We start from the raw sequence: 26,218 nt of genomic DNA, 5'->3' as shown, positions 1-26,218 counted from the left end.
ATGTCTACGCGAATCCTTATTACTGGTGGATGTGGATTTATAGGTTCAAATTTAGTCAAATATCTCAGTACTTTGAGTTTATATGACGAAATTTTAGTTTTAGATAATGAGGTCACTGGCACTACCGCAGCATTAGCCGGAATACCTCACCAATTTATTAGAGGAGATGTTAGAAACCAACGGGATGTAGATGAAGCTGTAAAGCATGCTGATGCTGTTATACACTTAGCTGCAGATACACGTGTTATTAATTCAATAAATAATCCAGTCTATAACTTTGAAGTAAATGTACAAGGGACAGTCAATCTTCTGGAAGCAATGCGAAGGTATGAGGTTAAACATCTCATTAATGCTTCTACAGGTGGGGCGATCATTGGAGAAGCTGATCCACCAGTACACGAATTAATGCCAGTGAATCCCGCATCGGCTTATGGTGCGTCTAAGGCTGCAGCAGAGGCCTACTGTTCTGCATATTCTCAAAGTTATGGATTATCAATAACTTCTTTACGATTCTCTAATGTTTATGGTCCGCTTTCCTTTCACAAAGGAAGTGTGATAACAGCCTTTATTAAAAATATTCTGAAAGGACAGGTCTGTGATGTCTACGGAGATGGCTATCAGACTAGAGACTTTATTTTTGTAGGCGATCTCTGCCAGGGAATAATTAGGGCTCTGGAAAAGAGAGAAAATGGGGTATTTCAGCTGGGTAGCGGCCAGCCGACGTCAATTAACGAAGTAATTAGTTTACTAAGGGATGTCTCGGGCTGCCATGAAGATCTTGAAATAGCTAACCACCCTTTCAGGGCAGGTGAAGTGCGCCATAACTATACGGATATTACTAAAGCAAAACAGTACTTGGGCTTTAGGCCGGAGGTATCATTAAGGGACGGTATTCAAATTACATGGGATTACTTTGTCAATAAGGAGGATGTTCTGAAGCCTAGCCTCTCGCAGAGGGCCCTACAGAATGCAGATTGACAAATTTTCAGTAGAATCATTCCCTGATTTAAATGCTTATGCAGGTTTTGAGTCGGACCAGAAGCTCAGAGTTTGTATAGCCACAGAAGAAATCCTAGGTCCGGTGAGAAATGGAGGGATTGCTTCAACCTACTATCACCTAGCGAAAGGACTGGCAGCACATGGGCATGAAGTACATGTGCTCTACTTAAAAGGTGAAACAGTTGAGAATGAAACACCTGAGTATTGGGTTGAGGAATATTCCAATTTTGGTGTTTCACTGCACTATTTGGTGCACACGGATGAAACAATAATTGGCCCCTCACAGAGTTGGCAGCGACGATATAGTGCGGCATACCGCTGGTTAATTGAACAGAGACGTTTTGATGTTATCCACACTTCCGAATGGCGAGGTGGATTAATTTATGCGTTGATGGTTAAGAAGTTGGGTTTGGCGTTTAAAGATACATTATTTATTGTAAAGACATCGTCCCCGCACCTCTGGAATCGTCATTATCAAATGCAGCCATTGGTAAAAAGGGAGCTGTTACCAGCGAGTTTTGCTGAGCAGAAATGTGTTGAATTTGCCGATATGGTAATTGGTGGTAGCGCACACCTACTTTGCTTTATGCGCTATGTTGGCTATAAGCTGCCAACATCAACTTATGTTCAGCCAAATATTCTCGATTTTTCCGAAGTTCCCGTTGATGATAAACGCATTAATCGACAGCCTGGTGATGTAGTTCGCACTAACGAATTGACCTTCTTTGGTCGTTTGGAAATGCGGAAGGGATTGGAGCTCTTTTGTACCGCTCTGGATTTACTTGAGCGGGCGGGGAATTGTCCTACCAGAGTTAATTTCCTAGGTAAATATGGTGAAGCCTTACCTAATCAAAACAATGAGAAGGTTGCGGACTATATTGAGCGAAAAGCGTCTACCTGGAGTTTTGAAGTCAATTGCATCACAGATTATAACCAGCCGGAAGCTCTCTCGTTTTTATGTTCCAGGGATATGATAGCGGTAATGCCCTCCCTGATTGAAAACTCCACCATGGCAGTATATGAAACACTAGAGAATAATATTCCTTTTATTGCAACGCGAGTAGGGGGAACTCCAGAGCTTATCGCAAAAGAAGACCATGAAAGTTGTCTCATCGCACCCTACGCTTTTGAGCTTGCGAAAAGGCTAGAAGAGGTACTGAAGAATGGGCATAGGATTGCGCATTCCAGTTTTGATAACAATTATAACCTTCAAGTTTGGTATGGTTTTCATGCCTACTTAGCAGATCTTTTTAAGCAGTATAGTGGCGCTGAAGCGATCACCAAGATTACAGGCTCTCCCACCTTAACAGCTTCTAATGAGATGGAGCTACCGACCCTAGAAGTGGTTGTTCTATTGCGGGATACTGAGAGTGTTATGGAGTTTTCTGAGGCACTTTTAGTTGATAGACCCGACTCCATCAAATTTTTATTAATTGATCCCTATCTTGAAAATATTGCTGAGAGAGCTTCTAACTTTCTATTGGAAGCCGGTCTCAATTGTAGTTTGGTGGATTTCATTGGATTTCCAGCAGGGATTGCACTGGCAAAAAGTCTTTCTGAAAGTACTCTAGATGCTTGTATTCTATGTGATGGTACATCCTCTCGGTTAGGTGGAAAATTTTGTGGTGAGTTACGCAAAACTCTTCAAATAAATCATGAATTCATAATCACTAGCTTTTTATCTCTACCTGAAAACAAGGTGGTAATGCCGATAGGTGTAGATATCGTGTCTGAGATCAGCTTTGGAAATGCTATAGGCACAAATATTATTTGTATTCCAAAACTGGTATCAAGCAAGGTGGGGTCAATACTCCCTTATGATATTCGCTACGGTTTGGTACAAGAATATATTTTAAGGGCGAACAAAGAATTTGGGTTTGAATTGATGGTTATTCCTGAGTGCCATCTTCGGAGCGATTACTATTTAGAAGAACTGGAAGAATCTCGAAATAACGCTAACTCAGTCTATCTTCGCTCAATGTCGTTGATTGAAAATGATAATATTGCCTATCGTAAACTAGCCCTTCTTCCTTCAGCTCAGCCTATTGGAGCTAAATTAAGACCAGCACTTTATCGGGATAAGAATCGTTTGGATGAGGAACCTGTGTGGCTTTTACATGCCGACCGGCCTCGTAAAATGAAAAACCGTAATCCGAGGGTGGTTGTAGGTTTGGACGAGAGAAATTCCCATTTACTCTGTGTAGCCAAAGGTCCGGGAAATAGGCAATTAATCGTTAATGGCGAGCCCCAGTCAATTTCTTTGGAGCTACAAGATAATGAACTTACTTTACATAGATTCCCAATTCCAGATAAATGGGAAGAAGGTGAAAAATTTAATATTAAGTTTCTGTTAGAAGATCAAGAAATGACTTATACCCGTTTTATAAGGGTTATAAAACTTTCTAAAAATGTATTTGCAGCTATCTCTGGGAGTCCAATACTTAATGAGGTAGCTGTTGAGGAGATATTTAACCAAAAATATACCTGGAGTTTCTTCTCTAAACCGGAAAATAACACACCTGAAAACATTCAAGGGATAGATACTGAAGATACCACTTTATATGGGCAAGATCACGCAGAGGTAGGAGAGTTTGTAGACAAGGATTATACAGTAGAAGGTAAGGATGAGCCTGAACATGATATTGCAAAAATTATCCATGAGCAGGGAAAAATCAATGAAACTGAATTTAAACCCAAGTTTAGTTTTCAGGCTGTGATTCAAAAATCAGGTACTACCTTGCAACGTATATTTAAGGGATATACTGGCTCACCTATTAAGGGGTCAATTCCACCACGAGAGCTTTTTGCACTCGATCCACGGGTTCTTGAGGGGTGGGCATGGGATAGAAGCAATATAGCTAAAAATTTAGTGATTGTCTTAGAGGTGAACGGAAACATTGTAGCTGAAGCCACTGCGAATCGTTATGTGGAACGTTTCGGTACTCGAAACCCGAAACTAGCTTGGTATGGATTCCGGTTCTCATTAACCCCTGAAATAAAGCAGGAAAACTCAGAGATTACCGTACGTGTTAAGGAAAATGGACTAGTCTTGCGAAATGGCCGATTGCGTTATCTTAAACAAATGTTAGTCGCGATCTAAGGTGGCTTGAATAATGAAAGAGCTTCACGAGGATATACGCCTTGAAGCTGTTCAGAAATCTAAACGTATTTGCATCCTAACGGCGGATATATTTGGTCCAATAAAAAATGGTGGTATTGGAACGGCTTACTTTCATTTGGCTGTTTTTCTGCAGAGATCTGGTCACAAAGTCACCATCTGTTTCGTTAATGGTTTAGCAAAAAATCCTGTGAAAATGAAAATTACAAAGAATTTTTTTGCAAAACTCAATGTTGAATTTCATGGTGTTGCACCGCAGGCACTAGCTAAAACGACAATGGCTCGCACTATGGCAATGCCCTATGCAGCCTATGAGTGGCTCAAGAGAAATGATCGCTTTGATATTGTCCATGTTTCAGAATGGCGTGGAATGGGTTATATAGCATTACTTGCCAAGAGTCTTGGTATTGCATTCCAAGATATACATTTTGCTGTTAAAGGTTCTTCCCCAACACTCTGGTCTGCCGAAGGTAATCAACAATTCCTTAAAGAGGAGCGGCAATTGGGGTGGGTATTTATGGAGCGAAGAAGTGCTGAGATGGCAGATACTCTGATCTGTGGGAGTCAGCATTTAGTCTGCTGGATGAAAAATAATAAATACCGCCTGCCTGAGCGCAGTTACTATTGGCCAAATGTATTTTTGGACGATCTATTACCTGATAATGAAGCCATAAAAAATAGTAACTTAGAGACAAAAGAATGGGTGTTTTTCGGGCGTCTTGAGCCTCGTAAGGGAATTATTCTTTTTGTGAATGCATTAAACACTCTTGCTAAAAGAGGAGTTAGATTACCATCGATTACTTTTTTGGGAGGGTACTCTTATCGATTTGATGCTCGAAAATTCATAGAGGAAAACCAGAAGCATTGGAGTACAGATGTCTCCTTTATAAGTGATTGTAATGCTATACAGGCTGTAGAGTATTTGAGTGGAGAAGGACGTTTGGCTGTGATCCCAGCTTTGTTAGAGAATTCTCCGATTTCTGTCTACGAATGCCTTGCAACTAAAGTACCATTTATTGCTGCTGATACTGGTGGTACTCGAGAGTTACTTGATGACGAAAATGGGAAAAAAATCCTCTTCAAGCCAAATCATATTGCTTTAGCGAGAAAGTTAGAATTACATGCAAAGAAACTGCCTGCGCCGGGTATAAAACACCAGAGGCTTAAGAAGTCGTTAGATGTATGGAATAAATGGCATGGCCAAGAGCATTCAATTATTAAAAACGCCCGATCTTCCAATAGACATGATCCCTTGGTTTCTATATGCGTAACTCATTTTGAGCGTCCAGACTTTCTCTATCAAGCGTTAAAAAGCATTGAAGATCAGACTTATAAGAGCATAGAAGTTATTGTGGTTGATGATGGTAGCCATTCACAAGAAGCGCTACACGCGCTGGAAATTTTAGAAAGTCACTATCAGAAGAATGGCTGGCAGTTTGTATACCAGGAAAACCGATATGTAGGGGCTGCTAGAAATACTGCAGCACAAAATGCAAGCGGAGATTATCTACTTTTTTTTGACGATGACAATGTCATGATGCCGGAAATGGTAGATAAGTTGGTTAGCGCGGCAACTTTTGCAGATATTGATTGCCTGACTTGTAGCTCTATCCGATTCAGCGGCAGGGGCGCACCTAATACTCCAGAAGGTAAGCTCGGAACTCAAATTCGTTTTATGGGGCCAGCTAGAGCTTGGGCAACGAAAGTAAATATAGTCGGTGATGCGACGTGTCTGATAAAAGCTACTAAGTTTAGAGATCACGGAGGTTATACAGAGAGATATAGAACAGGTAAGGATGATATTGAATTCTATAGCAAGCTAATTTTAGCAAAGGAAAATGTATCCTATTATCCTGATCCTTTATATTACTATCGCACCGGTGACAACTCTATGAAATCCAGAAATCACCTTCAAGAAGAAGGAGATTTCAGGCAAATAAGTCCTTACCTTGAAGGGCTCGACTCGGAAGAGAAAAGCCTCCTACTACTAAGAAAACAGCAAAAAGAAGCCAAAAAAAATAAAGGGGGAAAATATAAGCCAGGGTTTTTAAAGCGAACGATTCGAAGGCTGCGTAAATTCGCTAGGGTGAAAGTTTGAAAGTAGTTAAGTACATTGAAAGTGCTAGTGAAACACGCTTCCCTCTTATTTGTATCTTCCGAGATGAATTGGATATTCTCCCAGCTTTTCTTGACCATTACCGGTCTTTAGGTGTGACATGTTTCCATTTGGTGGATACGGGAAGTAGCGATAACTCGGTAAGCTATCTACTGAAGCAGAATGATGTCCAGCTATACGAAGTTGATTGTGGCTACCCCCAGGCAAACGCAGGCGTAGATTGGGTTAACCGAATTGCCCGGAATTATTGCCAGGGAAAATGGACTCTTGTGGTTGATGCTGATGAGTTTCTCTGGTTACCTGAAATTTCAGGTAAAACTTCCCTGAAAGTTATGACTCAGCTTATGCAGGGTGAATTAGCTTTTGCTCTATATACTCCACTAATAGATTTCTTTAGCGACAACCTTCAAGGGAATACATATGATATAAGAAATCTTTCCGAGTTAATGGAATCAACGCCTAACTATGTATCTTATAAAAGCTTTAAGAAAAAAAGCATACTAGCTTTTCCTTTTTTTGAAATTCGCTCCAAAGCCAGAGCGCAAATATCTGGTATTTCTGATTACTTTGTTAAATCCTATAAAATTCCGCTGGTTTATTGGCGGACGGGTTTTCAATATTTACGTTCAACCCACTCATGTACGCCGGTTCCTCTCAGTAAAAATTGCGCTCATCTTCTCCATTTCAAATTTCGGTCAGGCTTTCAGCAAAGGCTTAGTCGGGAATTGCAGAACCCTGACCGGATGAATGCTGATGTATATCGCATTTCCAAGGCCATCATTAAAAATCAGATAACTATCCCTCAATACACATCGGATCTGCGCAAGATAGATGGATTCGGGGAAAGCGATTGGCTAACAAAGATCGATTTTGATACTGATTGGCAGAATGAAAATAAGTCTAAAAGCCACTATTTCGAACTGCTCACACAGCAAAAGATAGCCTCGGAGAGCTTTCTCGCCGATAACTTAAACCGTATAACCAAGTCTTTTAGTTGGCGACTGAGCCGGCCTTTACGCAGATTTCTGTTTCATCGGGGCATATTGCGACACGATCACTATCCAGAAAGGCTCGACCAGGATCATCCATTAGTGGATCAGACGATTGCCATCTATGAGTCATTTTGGTGGCTGGTTACGGGAATCTTTAGACTGCCTGTCGCAATCTATCGCGCCATTCTCTGGCATAAACTGGGAGGACGTCGCCGGACCAGGTAGGGCTTTATACAAAAAAGGCCGGGGAGGTTTGTCCCCGGCCTTTTGTTTGCATCTCAGTTTGTGCCTGAGGTTAGTGTACCCAGTGGTGGCGTTCCATCTTCTCCTGTACCGCTTCTGCCGTAGGAGCGGGCATAGCACTGATAGGCAGGCGTTCGTGGAAGAATGCCAAGCGTTCGCCAGCCCCTACTTCGTTCATGGTTTCCGCCTCAAACACACGGCCATTAATTACCGTGTAGGTAATGTTCTCTGATAGGCGCAGGTTATCCAAGGGGTTGCCGTCAACCACGATCAGGTCAGCCAGCTTACCAGCTTCAATGCTGCCGATATCACCGTCCATACCCAGGTAGCGGGCACCATCGATAGTACCGGCACGGAAGGCTTCCCAAGGAGTAAAACCGCCCTGCTCCATCATCCACATCTCCCAGTGGGCTCCAAGCCCTTCGCGTTGGCCGTGGGCGCCGATATGTACGGTGACACCTTCGTCGCGCAGCTGCTTGGCCTGACGGGCCACATTAAAGTGGTTGTAGTGGGCATCCGGCGCAGTGGGGCGACGGATAGAGCGGGGGTTAACGATAAAATCGGGGGTAAAGCGGGTCAGGCGCTCGTTCTTCCATACCTCCGTGCGGTCATACCAGTACTCCTCACCCCAGAGACCGCCGTAGGCCACGACGAAGGTCGGTGTATAACCCACTTGGGTTTGGCTCCACAGCTGCTCCACATCGCCGTAGACATTGGCGATCGGTAGTGAGTGCTCGATACCGGTGTGCCCGTCCACAATCATGTTCATATTGTGCTGGTACTTACCGCCGCCCTCGGGCACTACCATAATGCCGGCTTCGCGGGCTGCCTGCAGCACTTGCTGGCGCTGGTCGCGGCGGGGTTGGTTGTAGCTCTTCACCGAGATGGCGCCCATTTCCTTGAGGCGGTTCACGTGGAACTGAGCGTCCTCCAGGGAGTTGATCTTGGCTTTGTAGCCTGGACCTTTGGCGCCATAGAGGATGGTGCCGGTGGAGAAAATACGCGGCCCAGTAATCAGGCCGGCCTTTTGCATTTCAGCGGCAGAGAAGATCTCGCTGCTGTCATTGGAGGGGTCGTGAATAGTAGTCACTCCAAATGCCAGGCTGGAGAACAGGTTCCAGTTCTGCTGCGGGATAATTTCTTCGCGACCCTGAGCACCGTGGGCATGAGCGTCAATAAGCCCCGGTAAAACGGTTTTGCCGGTGATATCGATACGCTTCGCTTCGGTGGGAATCTCCACTTCCGCTGCGGGTCCCACGGCGACAATGCGGTTGCCCCGGAACAGAACCACACCATTGTCGATAATTTCACGGGTGTTTTCCGCATCACGCATAGTGACAACCTTGCCGCCGGTGAGGGCAACGAGGCCTGCGCGATTGTCGAAGGACTGTTCAAAGCTCAGGTCGATGCCTTCAGAAACTGGCTCTGGCAGTTCCTCCGGAGCGCCGGCGATAAATTCGAAGGCGTCCTTCAGTTCACGCTCGAACAGTTTGGGGCCGTGTGCCCAGCCCAAAGTGTCGCTATCGGCAGACCAATGCAGGTTTTCACCGGCTCGCTTGGATACCTGGGTGACTTTGACTGCTTTGCTATCGGGGCCGATAACCTCGGATTTGCCAGTATGCATAAAGGGCGCGACAAAGGCTTTGAAGTCCTGGGTGAAGGCAACCCACTTGCCGTCTGGAGACAGGCGGAAGGAAGTAATCTCAGCGCCGTGCAGGTGCTCGCGCTCATCCTTGCCTTCCAGGTTGGTGCTCTTCAGCACGCGCTTGCCGCCGTCAGCGTTTTGGTACTCGGAGAAGTAGATACGATCTTCGCTGGCGCCGAAATGAGGCTCATAGCCAGACTTCACGACCCGGCGCTGCCAGTCGCCGTCGGCGTCTGCCAGGTAAATGCCCGGTTCCAGGGAGTACTCGGGGCTGAGCAGATAGCCGCCGGTAAAGCGACGGTAGGCCACTGCGTCACCACTTGGAGAAAAGCTTGGTTCAACGTACAGGCCCGGCTGCTTGGTGATGTTTTTACCGCGACCGTTGCGAGCGGAAACTACCCTCACATGGCCCAGGTTTTGGTCGTCCCAAGAGACATAGGTGATCTCGCGACCATCGCGGGACCAGCTGGGATAGAACTCAAAGTGGTCGTCCTGGCGGGTCAGACGACGACGCTCACCACTGGCGACATCCTGAATATAAATCTTGCCCAATGCCTGGAAAGCGACCTGCTTGCCGTTGGGGGATTTCTGCGCCCAGCGAATCATCTTCACATCGAAGGTTTCCGGCGCTACGTCTACCGGGAAGCGCACCGCATCCGCTACCTGTTTCTCAACTTTCACATGGGCCGCAATCGGTGCGACGCTGTCGCCGTTGATGGAGATGCGCAGGAATTTACCGCCAGTCCAAACGACCAATGATTCACCATCGGGCATCCAGTCGTATTGAACGTAGTTGCCATGGGGGCCAAAGATTTCCTGCAGGTCGCGTTCGAGGCCGGAGTAAACCGGTGTTTCCAGTCCTGTATCCAAATCTTTCAGGAACAGGGAGGTCTGGTTGTCCTGGCGGCGAATGAAGGCCAGTTTACTGCCATCCGGGGATGGTACAGGTGCCACTGCGCCACCGGGACCGGAGACAAAGGTCTCCTCTTCACCATCCTGGAGGTCATAGCGGTTGATGGCAAAAATTTCCTGGGTGGAGTTTTTGTTGTACTTCCACACGGTGCCGGGGGTGGTATCGATGGAGTAATAGACATAGCGTCCATCTGGAGAGAAAGCTGGATCGGCAATATTTTTCTGGGCGATATCGCCACCGATGCGCTCTTTCAGTTGGCGACCTTCACCCCCACCGTAGTGGTACATCCAGATTTCACCGGCGGGGATACTGCGGCCAGACATAAAGCCTTTACGCGCTACCAGGTACTGGCCATCGGGGCTCCAGTTGGGCGAGTGCAGCAAGTTTTCCTTTTCTGTCGTGAGCTGGCGAAGGTTGTCGCCATTGCGATCCATCAACCAGATGTTGTCGGCGCCGTCACGGTCGCTGATAAACACGATGGTCTTGCCATCCGGGCTGAAGCGCGGCTGCATATTCCAGGCGATTTCATTGGTCAGGGCTACCGCCTCGCCGCCTGCTACCGGCACTGTGTAGATATCGCCGAGCATATCGAACAGGATGGTTTTGCCATCTGGGCTGATATCCAGGTTGCTCCAGGTGGTCTCGCGGGTGTCTAACTGGATCGGTTTGAATTCGTAGGGTGGCTTGTTGATATCCCAGGATTGGGCTTCCGCCTTTTCTACTTCCTTTTCTTTGGTAGCTTCGAGAGCGCTTTCGGCTTCTGCCACAGCACCCATCGGCAGGGTCAGTGCCAGGACAGCCAGAGCCAACAAATGGTGGCGCGGCTTGTTCTGCTTGGTGGTGTTCATTGAAATATCCCTCCGCCCGATTCTGTGTTTGGCGGCTATATTTGTTTTGTTGGGTTGAGTAACCGGTTGATTTCACAGGGGGTAAATTACCGGGATCAAAGCGGCGCAGCAATCTTAATGCGTTGAATACCAGGGCCCCGGGGCGAACTGTTGTTCGCTTGAGTAAACCGGGTCTAGTGGCCACAATGCACTCAAATTTTGTAGACGATTGGAATATCGACCCGTTATGACTATCGATGTTGTGATTTTGGCCGCCGGAAAAGGCACCCGCATGCACTCTGACCTGCCTAAAGTGCTGCATCCTATTGGCGGTATTCCCATGCTTGAGCGGGTAATTGATACCGCCATGTTGTTGGGAGAGGTGCAGATTACCGTGGTAATCGGGCATGGCGCAGACCTGATACGTGACCGCTTTGCTGATCGCGGTGTCAGGTTTGTGGAGCAGGAACAGCAATTGGGTACCGGGCATGCCGTGGCCCAGGCGGTGCCCCATTTCCGCGAGGGAGCTACCGTTTTGGTGCTCTATGGCGATGTGCCTCTGGTCAGGGCCGGCAGTTTGCAATCACTGCTATCGGCAGCGGATCACGGACCTGCCCTGCTGTCAGTTGAAATGGCAAATCCCGCCGGCTACGGGCGCATCGTGAGGGATAACAGCGGCTGTGTGCAGTCGATCGTTGAGGAAAAGGATGCCGATGCGGATACCCTGGCTATCCGTGAGGTTAATACCGGTATTTTGGCGACTCCTGGAGCACTGTTGGCTCGCTGGTTGCCGGAGTTGTCCTGTGACAATGCTCAAGGTGAGTACTACCTGACCGATATTATCGGTCGTTCGGTCAGTGAGGGTATTCCTGTAACGGGCGTAATTGCCAGTGATCCACTGGAAGTGGCGGGAGTAAATAGCCGTGCGCAGCAGGCACAGATGGAGCGCGCTTTGCAGCATAACCATACGACCAGTCTTATGAATGCGGGGGTGACTTTATTGGACCCCATGCGTATAGATGTTCGCGGCAGCCTGGAGTGCGATACCGATGTCTCTATTGATATCAATTGCATTTTCGAAGGGACAGTTTCACTGGGTAAGGGGGTACAAATTGGACCTAATTGCCTGCTAAAAAACTGTCGTCTGGCAGATGGCACCAAGGTAGAGGCCAATTCCATTATCGAAGGCGCTGAGATTGGTGAGGCTTGCACTATTGGTCCCTTTGCACGTTTGCGTCCGGGCACAGAGCTGGCCACTGGTGCCAAGGTGGGTAACTTTGTCGAAACCAAAAAAGCCAAAATTGGTGAGGGCAGTAAGGTTAATCATCTCTCTTATGTCGGTGATGCCCTGGTGGGCGAAGCGGTCAATATCGGTGCTGGCACCATTACCTGTAATTACGACGGTGTGAACAAGTCCCTGACCGAGATCGGCGATAAAGCTTTCATTGGCTCTAACACGGCTCTGGTAGCCCCAGTAACTGTGGGCGCCGGAGCCACAGTGGGTGCTGGCTCCACCATTACCCAGGCTGTGGGGAGCGAAGAGTTGGCGGTAGCGCGCAGCAAGCAGCGCAATATTACCGGCTGGCAGCGTCCGACCAAGAAAAGCTAAATAACCCTTACCGTAATTGGGTTGCCCCTCGGAAACTATAATTCCGGCGGGCCTTCCCTCCCCACGCCTGTTGATAGCCACCCTATCCATTAAACTTGCGCTTCGGGAACAAAAGGAATGGCCCGATGCACAAGCCGAGATTACAGCTGCTTGCCAGTTTTGATATTGCTTCGCTGCAATATTTGGATGAACAGGGACAGACGACCCAAGCCCTACCGGAATTTGCCACCCCGGATACCCTGATTGCTTACTACCGCCAGATGACGTTGGCTCGTATGGTGGATGATCGCGCGGTAAAAATGCAGCGTACCGGTCAACTTGGTACCTATCCCTCCAGCCTCGGCCAGGAAGCTATTGGTGTTGGTCTCGCAGCCGCCATGGCCAAAGAGGATATCTATTGCCCCAATTACCGGGAGACAGGCGCTCTTTTGGAGCGGGGCGTCACTATCGAGGAGATCTATGCAATCTGGGGGGGCGATGAGCGGGGGCAGAACTTTCGCCATAGCCGCGAAGATTTGCCCTTGAGTGTGCCTATAGCCACCCAGATGTTGCACGGTGCCGGTGTAGCCTTTGCCCTGAAATATAAACATGAGCATTTCGGTGAACCCATGCGCGTCGCTGTTTCGACCGGCGGCGATGGATCTACTTCGCGGGGAGACTTTTACGAGGCGATAAACCTGGCTGGGGATTGGCACCTGCCTTTGGTGATCGTTATCAACAACAATCAATGGGCTATTTCCCTACCGCGAGATGAGCAAACTGCCTGTAAGACCTTGGCACAGAAGGCTATTGCCGCCGGAATACCCGGCTTGCAGGTAGACGGCAACGATGTGATTGCCGTTCGTGAGGCGGTGGGTGATGCCGTGGAGCGGGCGCGCAGTGGCGCTGGCCCAGCTCTGATCGAAGCGATCAGCTATCGCCTGTGTGACCATACCACTGCCGATGATGCCAGTCGCTACCAACCCAAAAAAGATGTCAGTGAAGCCTGGTCCCGGGAGCCTTTGCGGCGCCTGCGATCCTACCTGGAGAGCTGCGGTGCCTGGGATGATGCGCAGGAAGAAGAGATGCAACGGGAGCTGACACAGAAGCTGGAGAGAGCGGTCCATATCTACCGGGAAACCCCCAGAGATGTCGCCACAGCAATATTCGACCACCTCTATGCAAAGTTGCCGGAGCCTTTTCTGGAGCAGTATCAACAGTTGCAGGGAGATAGCTAATGGCTGAGATAACTTTGGTCGAGGCTGTCACCCAGGCTCTGGCTTACGAGATGCAAGCAGACCCGATGGTGGTTCTATTTGGTGAAGATGTTGGTCTGAACGGTGGCGTATTTCGCTCTACCGAGGGGTTGCAGGCCAGGTTTGGCCGGGACCGGGTGATGGATACCCCCTTAGCCGAGACCATGATTGCCGGAATGGCTGTCGGTATGGCGGTGCAGGGCCTGCGACCGGTGGCTGAATTCCAGTTTATGGGTTTTATCTATCCCGGTCTCGATCAGATCCTCAGCCACGCCTCGCGCTATCGCAATCGCACTCGCGGCCGTCTCTCCTGTCCGATTGTCTACCGGGCCCCCTATGGAGGTGGAATCCATGCACCGGAGCATCACTCCGAGAGCACCGAGGCCCTGTTCGCCCATATTCCAGGTCTGCGCCTTGTGGTGCCCTCCTCTCCTGCACGGGCTTACGGTTTACTATTGGCGGCAATTAGAGACCCGGACCCGGTAATTTTCCTGGAACCCAAACGTATTTACCGAGCCGTTCGCCAGGAAGTGCCCGACACTGGCGAGGCTCTGCCACTGGATCGCGCCTTTGTGTTGCGGGAAGGCCGCGATATTACGCTTATCGCCTGGGGCGCTTCCCTCAAAGAGACCCTGCAAGCCGCAGAGCAGCTCGCAGAGGAAGGGGTAGAGGCTGAGGTTATCGACCCAGCCACCCTAAAACCCCTGGATATTCACACGGTAATAGACTCCCTGGAGAAAACCGGACGCTGTGTCGTTGTGCACGAGGCGGCCAGGTTTTGTGGCCTGGGTGCCGAGGTGATCGCACAGATAAATGAGTATGCCTTCGATCTTTTAAAGGCACCGGTACAGAGGGTGACCGGTTTCGATACGGTGATGCCCTACTATCAACTGGAGGATGAGTATCTACCCGGAGTGCCGCGTATTTTGTCGGCCGTACAGGAAGTGCTGGACTACGTCAACGGAGGGCCACAATGAAGACTTTTACCCTTCCGGATCTCGGTGAAGGTCTGCCCGATGCGGTAGTGCGGGAGTGGCATGTCAAAGAGGGAGATACCATAGCCGCCCATGAAACTCTGGTGACAGTGGAAACCGCTAAGGCCTTGGTGGAAGTGCCGGCTCCTTGGGGCGGCACTATTGAGAAGCTATTTGCGGCAGTGGATGAGACTGTGAATGTTGGCGATCCCCTGGTGGGATTTATGGCCGAGGGAGAAGTCGCAGATGAAAGCCCACCCACTAAAGCTGAAGAATCGGAACAAGAGACTAGCCCTCGGGCCGACAGCGGCACGGTGGTGGGAAAAATAGAGCAAGGGCAAGCTGTGTTGGGGGCTGAGCGTGGGCCGGAGGTGGGCTTGAAGCGACTGGCCACCCCGAGAGTACGGGCCCTGGCCAGGCGTTTGGGGGTAGATTTACAGTCAATATCACCAACGGGTGCACTGGTAACGGAAGCTCAGGTGCTTACTGAGGCGGGGCCGGGAACAAAGGCCAAAACTGTGGCGAAGGGACAGCATCCATCACCTGCCCGCGCTTCTGACGTACAAACTACAGCCGTTGCACTCCAATTCGATTCTGAGTCCGAAGTCATGACGCCTGCACGTCGCGCAATGGGTTTGTCCATGAGCCGAGCGCGGGATGAGGTAAAGCAGATAACGCTGTGTGACGATGCGGATATTTCCAACTGGTGGGGTAGTGCTCCGGCGCTGCTGAGATTGATTCGTGCAGTACAGGAAGCTTGTGAGGCGGAACCTACCCTCAATGCCCTGTATCAGGATGAGAAGCTGGCACCGCAGGGCAGTATCAATATTGGCTTGGCAGTGGATTCTCCACGAGGGCTCTATGTGCCGGTACTCAGGGATGTCGCCCAGCGTACCGATGAAGATCTGCTCCAGCAGGTGGCGGACTTTAAACACCAGGCCCGCGAGACCGGGATCGCCCAGCGAGACCTTCAGGGGGCAAGCATTCTTCTCTCCAACTTCGGCTCCATAGCCGGTCGTTATGCCAGTCCAGTAGTCATGCCGCCCACTGTTGCCATTGTCGGCGCTGGGCGGGTGTGCCAGGGAGTTGTGGTGGTAAACCGCTGGCCGGCACTTCGCCCCCTACTCCCTCTCTCTATCAGTGCCGATCACCGGGCCGTTACCGGTGGAGAGTTAGCACGCTTTCTTAAGGCAATGTTAGAAACCCTGTCTCTATAGCAATTCTGGGTGACTCCTATTCTGGTATCTAACCTGTTGAATAAAGGTTCTTGATAAAAGTTGTGGAAACTTTAGTTTCGTTTCGCTATCTTTAAGTTTCGAAACGAAACTTATATGCCTATGTCCAAACGCAACACCCAGCAGCGCCGCCACGGCATTCTCCACTTGCTAAATGAAGTAGGAGAGACCAGTGTCGAGCAATTGGCGCGGCAGTTCGGAACTTCGGAAGTTACGATTCGAAAGGATCTGACAGCAATGGAAAATCACGGCTTGTTGCTGCGCCGTCACGGTGGTGCTATCCCAGTGCCGAGGGAGTTGGTCAATGAAGAAGGACCCTCTGAGAGCAAGCGGGCTATTGGCCGAGCTGCTGCTGAGCTGATACCGGATCACCACCGGATTGTGATTGATTATGGTCGCACCACGGCGGCAATGATTTCAGAGCTTGAAAGCAAGCGCGGCCTGGTGGTGATGACCAACTCGCTGCATGTGGCTAATGCGCTGCGCGAGCTTGAAAACGAACCGACACTGTTGATGACCGGAGGCACCTGGGACCCACACTTTGAGGCCTTTCAGGGGCAGGTTGCAGAACAGGTGCTGAGAGGATACGACTTCGATCGCGCTTTTATTGGTGCCGATGGAATCGATTTACAGCGCGGTACCTGTACTTTTAATGAACAAATTGGCCTCTCCCGCGTAATGGCTGAAGTTGCGCGGGAAGTGGTTGTACTGGCGGAGTCCAGTAAAGTGGGGAAGCGGATTCCCAATCTGGAATTGTCCTGGGAGCAGGTCGATACCCTGGTAACTGATGATGGTCTGGATGATGCTGCGGGGCAAAGATTGGAGCAGCTGGGTATCCAGCTCATTTGTGCCGCTGAAGATAGGAGCAGAGGCGCTCAGCCTGAAATTTTAATGGGCGGCGAGACTCCCGGGTTAATGAGGAAATAATTATGTGCGGGATCGTAGGTGCGCTGGCTCAGCGCAATGTGACGGAAATTCTCCTAGAGGGACTGCGCCGTTTGGAGTATCGCGGTTATGACTCAGCCGGAGTTTGCTTAGGCGATGGCAATGGCCAGCTTCAATTGCGTAAAAGTCTGGGTAAGGTCGCAGACTTGGAAGCCAAATTAAGCGAGGAAAGCGCCGAGGGTCATATTGGTATTGCCCACACCCGTTGGGCGACTCATGGGGCTCCCTCCGATGAAAATGCACATCCGCATTTGTCCGGCCATATAGCACTGGTTCACAACGGCATCATCGAAAATCATCAGGAATTACGCTCAGAGCTTCAAGATAAGGGCTATGAGTTTGAGTCCGAAACTGATACTGAAGTTGTGGTGCATCTTATTCACTCTTTAAGTTCCGAAGGCCGCAGCCTGGTCGACTCTGTGACTGAGGCCACGCATATATTGGAAGGTGCTTACGCTCTGGCAGTTGTTAGTCATGAAGAGCCCGACGTATTGGCTTGTGCCCGCTCTGGTAGTCCCCTGGTCCTGGGGGTGGGCATTGAAGAGAACTTTATTGCTTCTGACCCTATGGCCCTGCGGCAGGTGACCGATCGTTTTATTTTCCTCGAAGAGGGAGATGTGGCGGAAGTGCGCCGCAGTGGCATTGCAGTGCGGGATAAGTTGGGAGAGGAAGTCAGCCGTGCGGTACATAAACTGACAGGGGGCCACGAAGCCACTGATAAAGGGCGCTATCGCCACTATATGCAAAAAGAAATATTCGAGCAGCCTAAAGTTGTCGCGGCCACTTTGGCGGGCCGTATCGGTGAGCGCTCGGTATTGGCCCAGGCCCTCGGTGCCCGCGCCCAAGAGATTTTGCCAAATGTAGAGCAGGTACAGATAGTGGCCTGTGGTACCAGTTACCATGCGGGCATGGTAGCCCGCTATTGGCTCGAGGACTGGGCCGGTATTCCCTGTTCGGTGGAGGTGGCCAGTGAACTGCGCTACCGCAAGAAAGTTGTGCGCCCGGGAACCCTGTTTGTGAGTATTTCCCAATCCGGGGAAACGGCCGATACCCTCGCCGCCCTGCGTCAGGGCAAGGACCTGGGCTACCTGGCCTCTATGACCATCTGCAATGTGCCCAATAGCTCATTAGTGCGAGAGTCTGAGCTATCGCTAATGACCGAGGCGGGCCCTGAGATTGGTGTGGCCTCGACCAAAGCCTTTACGACCCAATTGGTAGCATTACAACTGTTCTGTATCGCCCTCGCCAAGGTTAATGGCCTATCGGCAGAGCGTGAAGCTGAACTGGTCAGCGCCCTGCACCAGTTACCTGAGCTGATGGAGAGTTTTACTGGTCTGGATAAGGTGGTTAAAAATACCAGTGAGGCCTTTGCAGAGAAGCATCACGCGCTTTTCTTGGGGCGCGGTGTCGAATTCCCCATTGCCCTTGAAGGCGCTCTAAAGCTGAAGGAAATTTCCTATATCCACGCGGAGGCCTATCCCGCCGGCGAATTGAAACACGGTCCCCTGGCACTGGTGGACGGCGATATGCCCGTGGTTGTTGTTGCCCCCAATGATGAGCTGCTGGAAAAACTCAAATCCAATTTGCAGGAAGTGCGTGCGCGGGGTGGGCAACTGTTTGTTTTCGCCAGCCCCAAGGCCGGATTTACCAGTGAAGAAGGTGTTACCGTGGTGGAAGTTCCAGATTCCCCAGAGAGTCTGGCGCCGATTCTCTACACCGTGCCGCTGCAGCTATTGAGTTACCATGTGGCGCTGCTGAAAGGTACTGATGTGGACCAACCCAGAAACCTAGCTAAATCAGTCACGGTTGAATAACCGTTTACCTGCCGCAAAAGGTTTATGCACAAGCGAGTAAAGCTGTGTGAATTTACTACCTCTGATAGCGTCACCCTGCGCTATCTGGAGGCCGGCAACGGCCCCATATTATTGATGCTACACGGCTGGTCCCAGGGGGCGGTGTTGTATAAACATCAGCTCGCTGGGCTCAGCGATCAGTTTCGTGTGATCGCGCTGGATATGCGTGGTCATGGTCAGTCTGACAAGCCCAATCATGGATATCGAATTTCCCGCCTCGCCAAGGATTTGCAAGAGCTGATCTCAAGTCTGCAACAGAAACCCCTTCATTTACTCGGCCACTCCGCCGGCTGCTCGGTGATATGGAGCTACCTGGAAATGTTTGGTGGGGATAGGGTCAGTTCACTAGTGCTAATCGATGAACCCCCCTGTCTACTGGCTGATCCCGCCTGGAGTGAAGCGGAGCGATTGGCCGCTGGAGGCATACTGACCCCGGAGAGCCTCTTCCAGTTTGTGGATAACTTGGTTGGAAAAAAAGGTGTTGAGGCCACCCGCCAAATTCTTATGTCTATGGTCACGCCTTTAATGGGGAAAACCCAACGGGATGAGCTGGTTGCGGTTAATCTGCAGTGTCCCCGTCGCTGGGCTGCAAAGCTTTTTGTGGATAACGTAACAAAGGACTGGCGGGATTTTATCCCCAGGATTGATAAGCCGACGCTAGTGGCTTTCGGTCGTGCCAGTCCACACCCAATAGAGTGCCAGCAGTGGATTCACCAGCAAGTTGAGGGTTCCAGGCTTGAGATCTTTGATGTGGCGGAAGGAGGAAGCCATTTCCTATTTCTGGAAGCAGCGCAAAGATTTAATGCCTTGGTGAGTAAATTTCTTCTCAAGTTTTCCACAGATAGTCATTTCCCCGTGCCCTAGTTCAGCTTTGTGGATAACTGTGGGTAGAGTTATCCATAGTTACTGGAATTTAAAAAAATAATTGAAACAACTTCTGCGAGAAGGCAGTTTTTCCTGTGTATATTCCTTTTTAAGATACCTTCACACCCGTTACCCCATTGGAAAAGGATAAAACTGATGATGAAGGCCGTCGGTTATCAACAGTCTCTGCCAAGCAGTGATAAAGAAGCGCTACAGGATATAACCCTCCCCATACCGCAAGTCTCCGGCCGGGATCTGCTGGTAGAAGTACAGGCCGTTTCAGTTAACCCGGTAGATACTAAAGTGAGGCAGCGGGCCAGCCCGGATACCGGTCAGTGGAAGGTACTTGGCTGGGATGCTGTGGGCATAGTGAAAGCGGTAGGCCCGGAAGCGGGACTCTTTAAGGTTGGCGATCGGGTTTGGCATGCGGGCGATATCTCCCGTTCCGGCAGCAATGCCCAGTACCAGCTGGTGGATGAGAGAATCGTTGGTACTGCCCCCAAGACGGTTGGCTGTGCCGAGGCGGCGGCGCTGCCTCTCACTGCGATTACCGCTTGGGAAATGCTTTTCGACCGCCTGCAAGTTGCGGTGGGTAAAGGGGCAAACAACAAGACACTGCTGATCATTGGTGCCGCTGGTGGCGTGGGTTCGATTATGGTCCAGTTGGCCCGTCGTCTGACCAATTTGACTGTGATAGGTACTGCCTCCCGCCCCGAAACCAAAAGCTGGCTTGAGGAGCTTGGAAGCCACCATGTGATCAATCATCGTCAGTCTCTTAGCGAACAGTTGAGCGGCGAAGGCATCGATGGCGTCGACTATGTCGTTAGCCTCACTAATACCGAAGAGCACTTGGCGGAAATTATCAAAAGTATCAGACCTCAAGGGAAGTTTGGTTTGATTGACGAGCCCGCCTCCTTGGATGTTATGGCACTGAAGCAGAAGAGTGTGTCTCTTCACTGGGAGTTTATGTTTACTCGCGCGCTGTTTTCTACCGAGGATATGGTTGCCCAGCATGTTTTGTTGAATGAACTTGCGGAATTAATTGACCAGGGATTAATTAAAACCACTATGGGGCAGAATTTTGGGAAAATAAATGCAAATAATCTTTTAAAAGCGCATCAGCTTATCGAATCCCAGGCTGCAAAAGGAAAGATAGTCCTGGAAGGTTTTTGATAGAGTAAACTCTCTCCTACTCAGAGTCATATCTATGACATCTGGGTGGGAATTTACTTTGAGTAAGCAGTCCTAATTATTCGATAAAAGAAACTAAGTGCAAGATACTTATTTTTCATTATTTGGCAGTAAATTTTTGCTTATATTTCTACCGGGCGAAAATAAACTGATATAAAAGACATCAAAGTCACTTTTATATTTTTCCGCATTAAGCAGTCACCATTTTATTAAGTTATTAATCCTCGCATAGAAAATAAAAGTCATGCTATAACCATGCCTCGGCATTTTCCAAAGATGAGAGGGCCGCTAGGTGGCTACGACAGAAAAAAATAAAACAAAAACCGGTATTGATGCTGCTGTTATGAATGGCGACATCAATATATTGCTTGGCGAGCCAACCCAGCCGCCAGAACAAGTTCGTGAAGAGCGTAAGAGGAAGCTGACGGCGGCTTTTCGCCTGTTTGGAAAATTTGGTTTTGATGAAGGCGTAGCCGGTCATATCACTGTCCGTGACCCGGAATATGACGATCATTTTTGGGTCAACCCCATGGGGGTTTCCTTTAAACAGATGACGATGTCACAACTATTGCTGGTCAATCATCAAGGAGAGGTGGTTGAGGGGGATGGTTACCTTAATGGCGCAGCCTTTACTATTCATTCTCACATCCATAAAACCCGCCCAGATGTGGTAGCCGCAGCGCACGCTCATTCCCTTTATGGGAAAAGTTGGTCTACTCTCGGGCGCCTTCTGGATCCCATTACCCAGGATGCTTGTGCCTTTTATCGGGATCACGGTTTGCTGGATACTTTTTCCGGCGTGGTATTGGAAATGGGAGAAGGCGCAGCCCTTGCTAAAGCCTTGGGTAACCACAAAGCACTGATATTGCAGAATCACGGCTTGCTGACGGTGGGTAAATCCGTCGATGAAGCTGCCTGGTGGTATATCACTATGGAAAAAAGCTGCCAGGCTCAGTTACTGGCGGAAGCAGCTGGGCAGCCTATTTTGATCGATCCAGAGGTGGCAATACGAACCAGGGCGGTTGTGGGAACTGAACTGGCGGGATTATTTAGCTTTCAGCCTCTCTACAATGTAATTGCAAAAGAACAGCCGGACATGTTTGAGTAAAGAAACCCCAAAAACGCTGCCAAATTTGCAGAGTAATTTTTTGGAGCGCCGCAAAGCGCCGGCACTTTTTCTCAGAATTTATTCCCTGTTTTCTATTCTCGCATAAACTTCCTGGTATTGAGTGAACAGCACTAGGGAGCCTCTGAATAACTCCATGATACCTCTGGCATGCAGAGCGGTTCACAATCAAGGCGCGGCTTCGCAGGAATGTCTAGACCTTTCAAGAAGTCGCAACGCGGAGTGTGAATCGCTCTGCAAGCCCCGAAGGGCGGGCCTTGAAGGCCACATCTGCTGCGTTGCAGCTCTTGCAAAGGGCTACGGCCATTCGCGGCGAGCTGCGCCTAACATCTGCAGCCTTCAAGACCCGCAGAGGCATTACGGAGTTATTCAGAGGCTCCCTAGTTACTCGATAGAGATCTATTTCAATAAGGCGTCACAGGGAACTGTAGCGAGTAATGCACTATCTGGTTATTGCGCTGGTGCTGTTGTTAGTTGTGGCCATTACCCTGGTTATTGCGCGCCTGTTGCCTTTACCTATTCCACTGCCTCTATTGCAAATTGCTGCGGGAGCAATACTGGGTAGCTTTTTGGGAATAGAAATACCCCTCGAGCCAGAAATTTTTTTCCTGCTGTTTGTTCCGCCCTTATTGTTTATTGCCGGTTGGCGAATTCCGAAAGGCGCCCTGTTTCGTGATATCGGTGCCATTGTTACCTTGGCTATTGGATTGGTGCTTTTTACCGTTGTGGGTATGGGATATTTTATTTCCTGGCTGGTGCCGGTCATGCCAATGGCGGTGGCTTTTGCAGTAGCGGCAATTTTGGCACCGACCGATCCCGTGGCGGTATCGGTGGTACACGGTGGAACTTCTATGCCACCACGGCTGGAGCATATCCTCGCCGGAGAGTCCCTGTTTAATGATGCCTCGGGATTGGATATTTTCCGTTTTGCAGTGATTGCTGCCCTCACCGGGACCTTTTCATTTCCCCACGCACTGGCTGGTTTTTTCTGGGTCGCTATCGGCGGTGTGGTTATTGGTGCTGGAGCGGCATTTGCCTGTGGATATATTTTGCGTCTGCTGGTCAGAATTGGCGGTGAGGACACTACTGTACAAGTTCTAGTGAGCTTATTAGTGCCCTTTGCGGCATATATCGCTGCCCATACTTTACAGGTATCGGGTATTTTGGCAGCTGCCAGTGCTGGAATTGCGACTCACTATACCACCTTACACGGCGCGGAAATGTCGACTACACGGATGGACCGCCGTGCAGTATGGAAAACAGTACAAGCCGTTCTTGACGGTATTATTTTTGTTTTGTTGGGAGAGCAATTGGTTCGAATTACCGGAGCGGATTTCTCCGGCGCGCGCCACACTGGTGACTTAACAATTATTTTTTATGTCCTGGCAATATTTGTTGTACTACTTCTCCTGAGATTTGTGTGGGTATGGGTCTCCCTATATCTCTCACGTTTTGGGCAGAAAGTAGAATCTTTTGGTACCCATTTTTTATTGGTTAGCGTGTTGACCATCGCCGGGGTAAGAGGGGCGATTACATTGGCGGGAGCCTTTTCCCTTCCCCTCGCTATGACAGATGGAAAGCCGTTGCCCGGCCGTGATTTAGCCCTGATTATTGCAATGGGCGTTATCTTGCTTTCCTTATTGCTGGCAAGTTTTTTATTGCCTGTTCTACTGCGCCGTTTACCCGAAGCCCCCAATTTTGCCGCTATCGGTGATGAAAAAGGTGCGCGAATATCTGCTGCCACAGCGGCAGTGAATCAGCTAATGAATATGCGTCATGATATTGATCGAGGCGAAAAAGATCGCGATCTTGCTTTTGAGGCGGTGGATCACCTTTTGGCTATTTATCGGCGGCGCATAACCCTAGGAGAAGATGAAAGCGAGGATATTATCTGGATGCGTTCCAGGGTTGAGCGTCATTACCACCTTGCCGCACTTTCTGCTGAGCGCGAACAGCTGTTGGAATTGCGTGTCTCCAGGAAGATTGATGATGAACTCCACCGAAAATTGGTTTTGGAGGTCGATCTGGTAGAGGCGAGCTTAATTAACAAAGAATAAATTTTCTTTTGTAATAGACACGCTTAAATTGGTGAAAACTTGATATGGAGTTTGTAGAGCTGTGTTCAGTTAATGGGGTTTCCCTTTTTCAGAAAAGAAAAATAGACAGTCCCCAGCGCGAGCCCCTGGGTAATTACTCAATCCCCTATCCCGCCAAGCAGGTGCAGTTCCGGGAGTTTAGCGAGGGGCAGCGTTTTGATTGGCACTGTGCCCCGCAGGCGCAGTTTATTCTTTATCTTGAAGGCAGAGTGAAGCTCACGACCAGCTCCGGTGAACAATATATCTTTGCTCCCGGAGATATCTTATTAGCCAATGATTTACACGGAAAGGGGCATATCAGCGAGAGTCTGAGTCCTGGCAGGGCTGCCATTGTCGTGCTTAATGACAACCCCTAGGGCCAATAAGCGGCTTACTGTTTTTCCATCTCGGGCCTGGCTTCTTCCCAGTAGTGATCCAGATGCAGGTCCTTGTCGCGGCGGTCTTGTTGTAACGCCTGCAAAAGCTGCTCGCGATAGATTCGGCTTTGTGCAATATGCTGGGACTCATCGCGCCAGTAGGGGAAAAGTGCCTCCAGCATACGCTGGTCGTGCTGCTTGAACTTCAAGGCGGCGCGGCGCGCCTGTATGGGACTGAGCCCCAATAGTTCCAGCGCCTTTTCGCCGATGGTCAGGGCCGAGTCCACGGTCTCGCGGAAGATATAGCGGACCCCGGCTTCCATCAAAGCATATTGGTGCATACGGTTGCGGGCCCGGGCGAGGATGGTCACATTGGGGAAGTGTTTTTGCAGCTGGGCCACAATTTCCAAACAGGCGGCCTGGTCGCTCAAGGTCAGGATAACCAGCTTTGCATTTTGGGCTCCGGCGGCGCGCAGTAGATCCTCTCGCGAGGCATCTCCGTAGTAAGCCTTGATACCATAGCGGCGCACCAGGTCCAGTTGTTCTGCATTGCGTTCGAGTAAAGTGGTATTGAAACCGCAGGCATTTAGAAGTCGCCCGGCGATCTGCCCGAAGCGCCCGTAACCAATAATGATTACCGGTGAGCCGGAATCCACAGGCGGTGATGTATCTATGTTGGCGGGAACCTCTGGGCCGGTGACAAACCGCGGCTGGATAAACTGTTCGTAGATCAGCAGCAGCACTGGTGTCAGGGCCATGGTCAGAGCAATTTGAGCTACTAACAGGTTGCCGATGTCCGCACTCAGGACCTGAAGCTGGGTAGAGAACGCTACCAATACAAAACCGAATTCACCGGCTTGCGCCAATGACAGAGCGAACAACCAATCCTCGCCCTTTGACATTCGCAAGGTGCGCGCCAGGACAAACAGCACGGTAAATTTAACCAGCACCAACGCCAATGCTAATCCGATAAGCACCAGCGGGTTGTCCGCGATCAGGGAGAAATTCAGGCTGGCACCCACGGCGATAAAGAAGAGACCCAACAGCAGGCCCTTAAAAGGCTGTATATCCGCTTCCAGCTCATGGCGGAACTCACTCTCGGCCAGCAGTACCCCGGCGAGGAAAGTACCCAGTGCCGGCGATAGGTCCAGCCAGGTCATTACCGCAGCTGCGGCAAATACGATAAGTAGCGCGCTCACGGTAAACAGTTCGCGCACTTGGCTGCCTGCCATTAGACGCAGTAAGGGACCGAGGAGGTAACGTCCGGCGAAAATAAAAGCCAGCATGGTGCCGATAACTGCCGATGCGTAATACCAACCACTCAAGCCACTTTCATGGGGGCTGGCAGCGGTACCTGCCAGCAGTGGCAATAGCGCGAGGATGGGAATAACAGCGATATCCTGGAACAAAAGTACCGCAAATGCAGCGCGCCCGCCCTGGCTTTTCAGCAGGCCCTTTTCACTGAGGGATTGCAATACAATCGCAGTTGAGGATAGTGCCAGGATCAGCCCAATAGCTACCGATGAGCGCCAATCCATCTCAGAAAAGGCGAGAACCAATCCAGCGATGGCCGCAGCGGAAAACAGTAGTTGGGCACTGCCGGTGCCGAGGATAGCACCGCGCATTTTCCACAATTTCTTCGGCTGCAGCTCCAGGCCGATCAGGAACAGCATGAGTGCAACACCAAACTCGGCAACGTGCATTTCATCGCTGGCATCGCCGACCAGGCCTAGGGCACTTGGGCCAATGGCCACACCGGCGAGTAAGTAACCGAGGACTGAGCCCAGGCCCAGGCGTGTGGCAATGGGTACCGCAATCACTGCGGCAGCCATGAAAATTACTGCCTCAATAAGGAAGCCGGAGTGTTCCATTTAATCGTTA

17 protein-coding genes are annotated in these 26,218 nt (G+C 50.0%); 15 read left to right on the top strand and 2 right to left on the bottom strand.

Features of this window, described 5'->3' with window-relative positions; translation table 11 throughout:
- From ACJJI4_RS20580 to ACJJI4_RS20565, 4 genes are read left to right on the top strand one after another with little or no spacing between them, the layout of a single operon-like run.
- Positions 1-978, top strand: a complete 978-nt coding sequence (locus ACJJI4_RS20580; RefSeq protein ID WP_444926309.1) for an NAD-dependent epimerase/dehydratase family protein — start codon at positions 1-3, stop codon at positions 976-978.
- A complete protein-coding gene (locus ACJJI4_RS20575; protein ID WP_444926308.1) occupies positions 968-4,099 on the top strand; it encodes a glycosyltransferase family 4 protein in 3,132 nt (1,043 codons plus the stop codon). The genes ACJJI4_RS20580 and ACJJI4_RS20575 overlap by 11 nt, the downstream gene beginning before the upstream one ends.
- Positions 4,100-4,112: 13 nt before the next feature.
- Positions 4,113-6,215, top strand: a complete 2,103-nt coding sequence (locus tag ACJJI4_RS20570; protein ID WP_444926307.1) for a glycosyltransferase — start codon at positions 4,113-4,115, stop codon at positions 6,213-6,215.
- Positions 6,212-7,450, top strand: coding sequence for a glycosyltransferase family 2 protein (locus tag ACJJI4_RS20565; RefSeq protein WP_444926306.1), 1,239 nt, complete (start codon positions 6,212-6,214; stop codon positions 7,448-7,450). Before ACJJI4_RS20570 ends, ACJJI4_RS20565 begins: the two co-directional genes overlap by 4 nt.
- 70 nt (positions 7,451-7,520) lie before the next feature.
- Here the strand turns inward: ACJJI4_RS20565 and ACJJI4_RS20560 are convergent, their stop codons facing one another.
- Entirely contained in the window at positions 7,521-10,874 is a 3,354-nt protein-coding gene (locus tag ACJJI4_RS20560) for an amidohydrolase family protein (protein WP_444926305.1), read from the bottom strand.
- 226 nt (positions 10,875-11,100) lie between these two features.
- Here ACJJI4_RS20560 and glmU point away from each other — a divergent pair, with 226 nt between their 5' ends.
- From glmU to ACJJI4_RS20505, 11 genes are all read left to right on the top strand, one after another.
- Positions 11,101-12,462, top strand: coding sequence for a bifunctional UDP-N-acetylglucosamine diphosphorylase/glucosamine-1-phosphate N-acetyltransferase GlmU (gene glmU, locus ACJJI4_RS20555; protein ID WP_444926304.1), 1,362 nt, complete (start codon positions 11,101-11,103; stop codon positions 12,460-12,462).
- A gap of 125 nt (positions 12,463-12,587) precedes the next feature.
- Positions 12,588-13,679 (top strand): pyruvate dehydrogenase (acetyl-transferring) E1 component subunit alpha, encoded by a 1,092-nt coding sequence (gene pdhA / locus ACJJI4_RS20550; RefSeq protein ID WP_444926303.1) that lies wholly within the window; start codon positions 12,588-12,590, stop codon positions 13,677-13,679.
- A complete protein-coding gene (locus ACJJI4_RS20545; protein ID WP_444926302.1) occupies positions 13,679-14,674 on the top strand; it encodes an alpha-ketoacid dehydrogenase subunit beta in 996 nt (331 codons plus the stop codon). The genes pdhA and ACJJI4_RS20545 overlap by 1 nt, the downstream gene beginning before the upstream one ends.
- Complete coding sequence (locus ACJJI4_RS20540) at positions 14,671-15,888, top strand: dihydrolipoamide acetyltransferase family protein (RefSeq protein WP_444926301.1); 1,218 nt, start codon at positions 14,671-14,673, stop codon at positions 15,886-15,888. Before ACJJI4_RS20545 ends, ACJJI4_RS20540 begins: the two co-directional genes overlap by 4 nt.
- 120 nt (positions 15,889-16,008) lie before the next feature.
- A complete protein-coding gene (locus ACJJI4_RS20535) occupies positions 16,009-16,833 on the top strand; it encodes a DeoR/GlpR family DNA-binding transcription regulator (RefSeq protein WP_444928253.1) in 825 nt (274 codons plus the stop codon).
- 2 nt (positions 16,834-16,835) lie between these two features.
- Positions 16,836-18,665, top strand: a complete 1,830-nt coding sequence (gene glmS, locus ACJJI4_RS20530; RefSeq protein WP_444926300.1) for a glutamine--fructose-6-phosphate transaminase (isomerizing) — start codon at positions 16,836-16,838, stop codon at positions 18,663-18,665.
- A 24-nt stretch (positions 18,666-18,689) separates the two neighbouring features.
- Positions 18,690-19,568: an alpha/beta fold hydrolase gene (locus ACJJI4_RS20525; protein ID WP_444926299.1), complete on the top strand. Its 879-nt coding sequence runs from the start codon at positions 18,690-18,692 to the stop codon at positions 19,566-19,568.
- Between the two features lie 156 nt (positions 19,569-19,724).
- Complete coding sequence (locus ACJJI4_RS20520) at positions 19,725-20,741, top strand: zinc-binding alcohol dehydrogenase family protein (protein WP_444926298.1); 1,017 nt, start codon at positions 19,725-19,727, stop codon at positions 20,739-20,741.
- Positions 20,742-21,102: 361 nt separating this feature from the next.
- On the top strand, positions 21,103-21,867 hold the full coding sequence (locus ACJJI4_RS20515; protein WP_444928252.1) for a class II aldolase/adducin family protein: 765 nt from the start codon (positions 21,103-21,105) through the stop codon (positions 21,865-21,867).
- A 455-nt stretch (positions 21,868-22,322) separates the two neighbouring features.
- On the top strand, positions 22,323-23,942 hold the full coding sequence (locus ACJJI4_RS20510) for a Na+/H+ antiporter (RefSeq protein WP_282930595.1): 1,620 nt from the start codon (positions 22,323-22,325) through the stop codon (positions 23,940-23,942).
- 44 nt (positions 23,943-23,986) lie between these two features.
- Positions 23,987-24,337, top strand: a complete 351-nt coding sequence (locus ACJJI4_RS20505; RefSeq protein WP_444895636.1) for an AraC family ligand binding domain-containing protein — start codon at positions 23,987-23,989, stop codon at positions 24,335-24,337.
- A 14-nt stretch (positions 24,338-24,351) separates the two neighbouring features.
- Here ACJJI4_RS20505 and ACJJI4_RS20500 read toward each other — a convergent pair whose 3' ends face one another.
- The gene (locus ACJJI4_RS20500) at positions 24,352-26,208 is read right to left on the bottom strand and encodes a monovalent cation:proton antiporter-2 (CPA2) family protein (protein ID WP_444926297.1); all 1,857 of its coding nucleotides are present in this window, start codon (positions 26,206-26,208) and stop codon (positions 24,352-24,354) included.
- Between the last annotated feature and the right edge of the window lie 10 nt (positions 26,209-26,218).

It is taken from the genome of Microbulbifer maximicatervae (SeqCode), assembly GCF_052467305.1.
The sequence above is the reverse complement of the archived record's forward strand: the minus strand, read 5'-3'. Positions and strand labels throughout refer to the sequence as shown.

Coding starts and splice junctions, on each gene's coding strand:
- ACJJI4_RS20520 (WP_444926298.1), top strand. CDS start 19,725: ATGATGAAGGCCGTCGGTTATCAACAGTCTCTGCCAAGCAGTGATAAA.
- pdhA (WP_444926303.1), top strand. CDS start 12,588: ATGCACAAGCCGAGATTACAGCTGCTTGCCAGTTTTGATATTGCTTCG.
- ACJJI4_RS20500 (WP_444926297.1), bottom strand. CDS start 26,208: ATGGAACACTCCGGCTTCCTTATTGAGGCAGTAATTTTCATGGCTGCC.
- glmU (WP_444926304.1), top strand. CDS start 11,101: ATGACTATCGATGTTGTGATTTTGGCCGCCGGAAAAGGCACCCGCATG.
- ACJJI4_RS20535 (WP_444928253.1), top strand. CDS start 16,009: ATGTCCAAACGCAACACCCAGCAGCGCCGCCACGGCATTCTCCACTTG.
- ACJJI4_RS20510 (WP_282930595.1), top strand. CDS start 22,323: ATGCACTATCTGGTTATTGCGCTGGTGCTGTTGTTAGTTGTGGCCATT.
- ACJJI4_RS20570 (WP_444926307.1), top strand. CDS start 4,113: ATGAAAGAGCTTCACGAGGATATACGCCTTGAAGCTGTTCAGAAATCT.
- ACJJI4_RS20505 (WP_444895636.1), top strand. CDS start 23,987: ATGGAGTTTGTAGAGCTGTGTTCAGTTAATGGGGTTTCCCTTTTTCAG.
- ACJJI4_RS20580 (WP_444926309.1), top strand. CDS start 1: ATGTCTACGCGAATCCTTATTACTGGTGGATGTGGATTTATAGGTTCA.
- glmS (WP_444926300.1), top strand. CDS start 16,836: ATGTGCGGGATCGTAGGTGCGCTGGCTCAGCGCAATGTGACGGAAATT.
- ACJJI4_RS20540 (WP_444926301.1), top strand. CDS start 14,671: ATGAAGACTTTTACCCTTCCGGATCTCGGTGAAGGTCTGCCCGATGCG.
- ACJJI4_RS20515 (WP_444928252.1), top strand. CDS start 21,103: ATGAATGGCGACATCAATATATTGCTTGGCGAGCCAACCCAGCCGCCA.
- ACJJI4_RS20545 (WP_444926302.1), top strand. CDS start 13,679: ATGGCTGAGATAACTTTGGTCGAGGCTGTCACCCAGGCTCTGGCTTAC.
- ACJJI4_RS20575 (WP_444926308.1), top strand. CDS start 968: ATGCAGATTGACAAATTTTCAGTAGAATCATTCCCTGATTTAAATGCT.
- ACJJI4_RS20560 (WP_444926305.1), bottom strand. CDS start 10,874: ATGAACACCACCAAGCAGAACAAGCCGCGCCACCATTTGTTGGCTCTG.
- ACJJI4_RS20525 (WP_444926299.1), top strand. CDS start 18,690: ATGCACAAGCGAGTAAAGCTGTGTGAATTTACTACCTCTGATAGCGTC.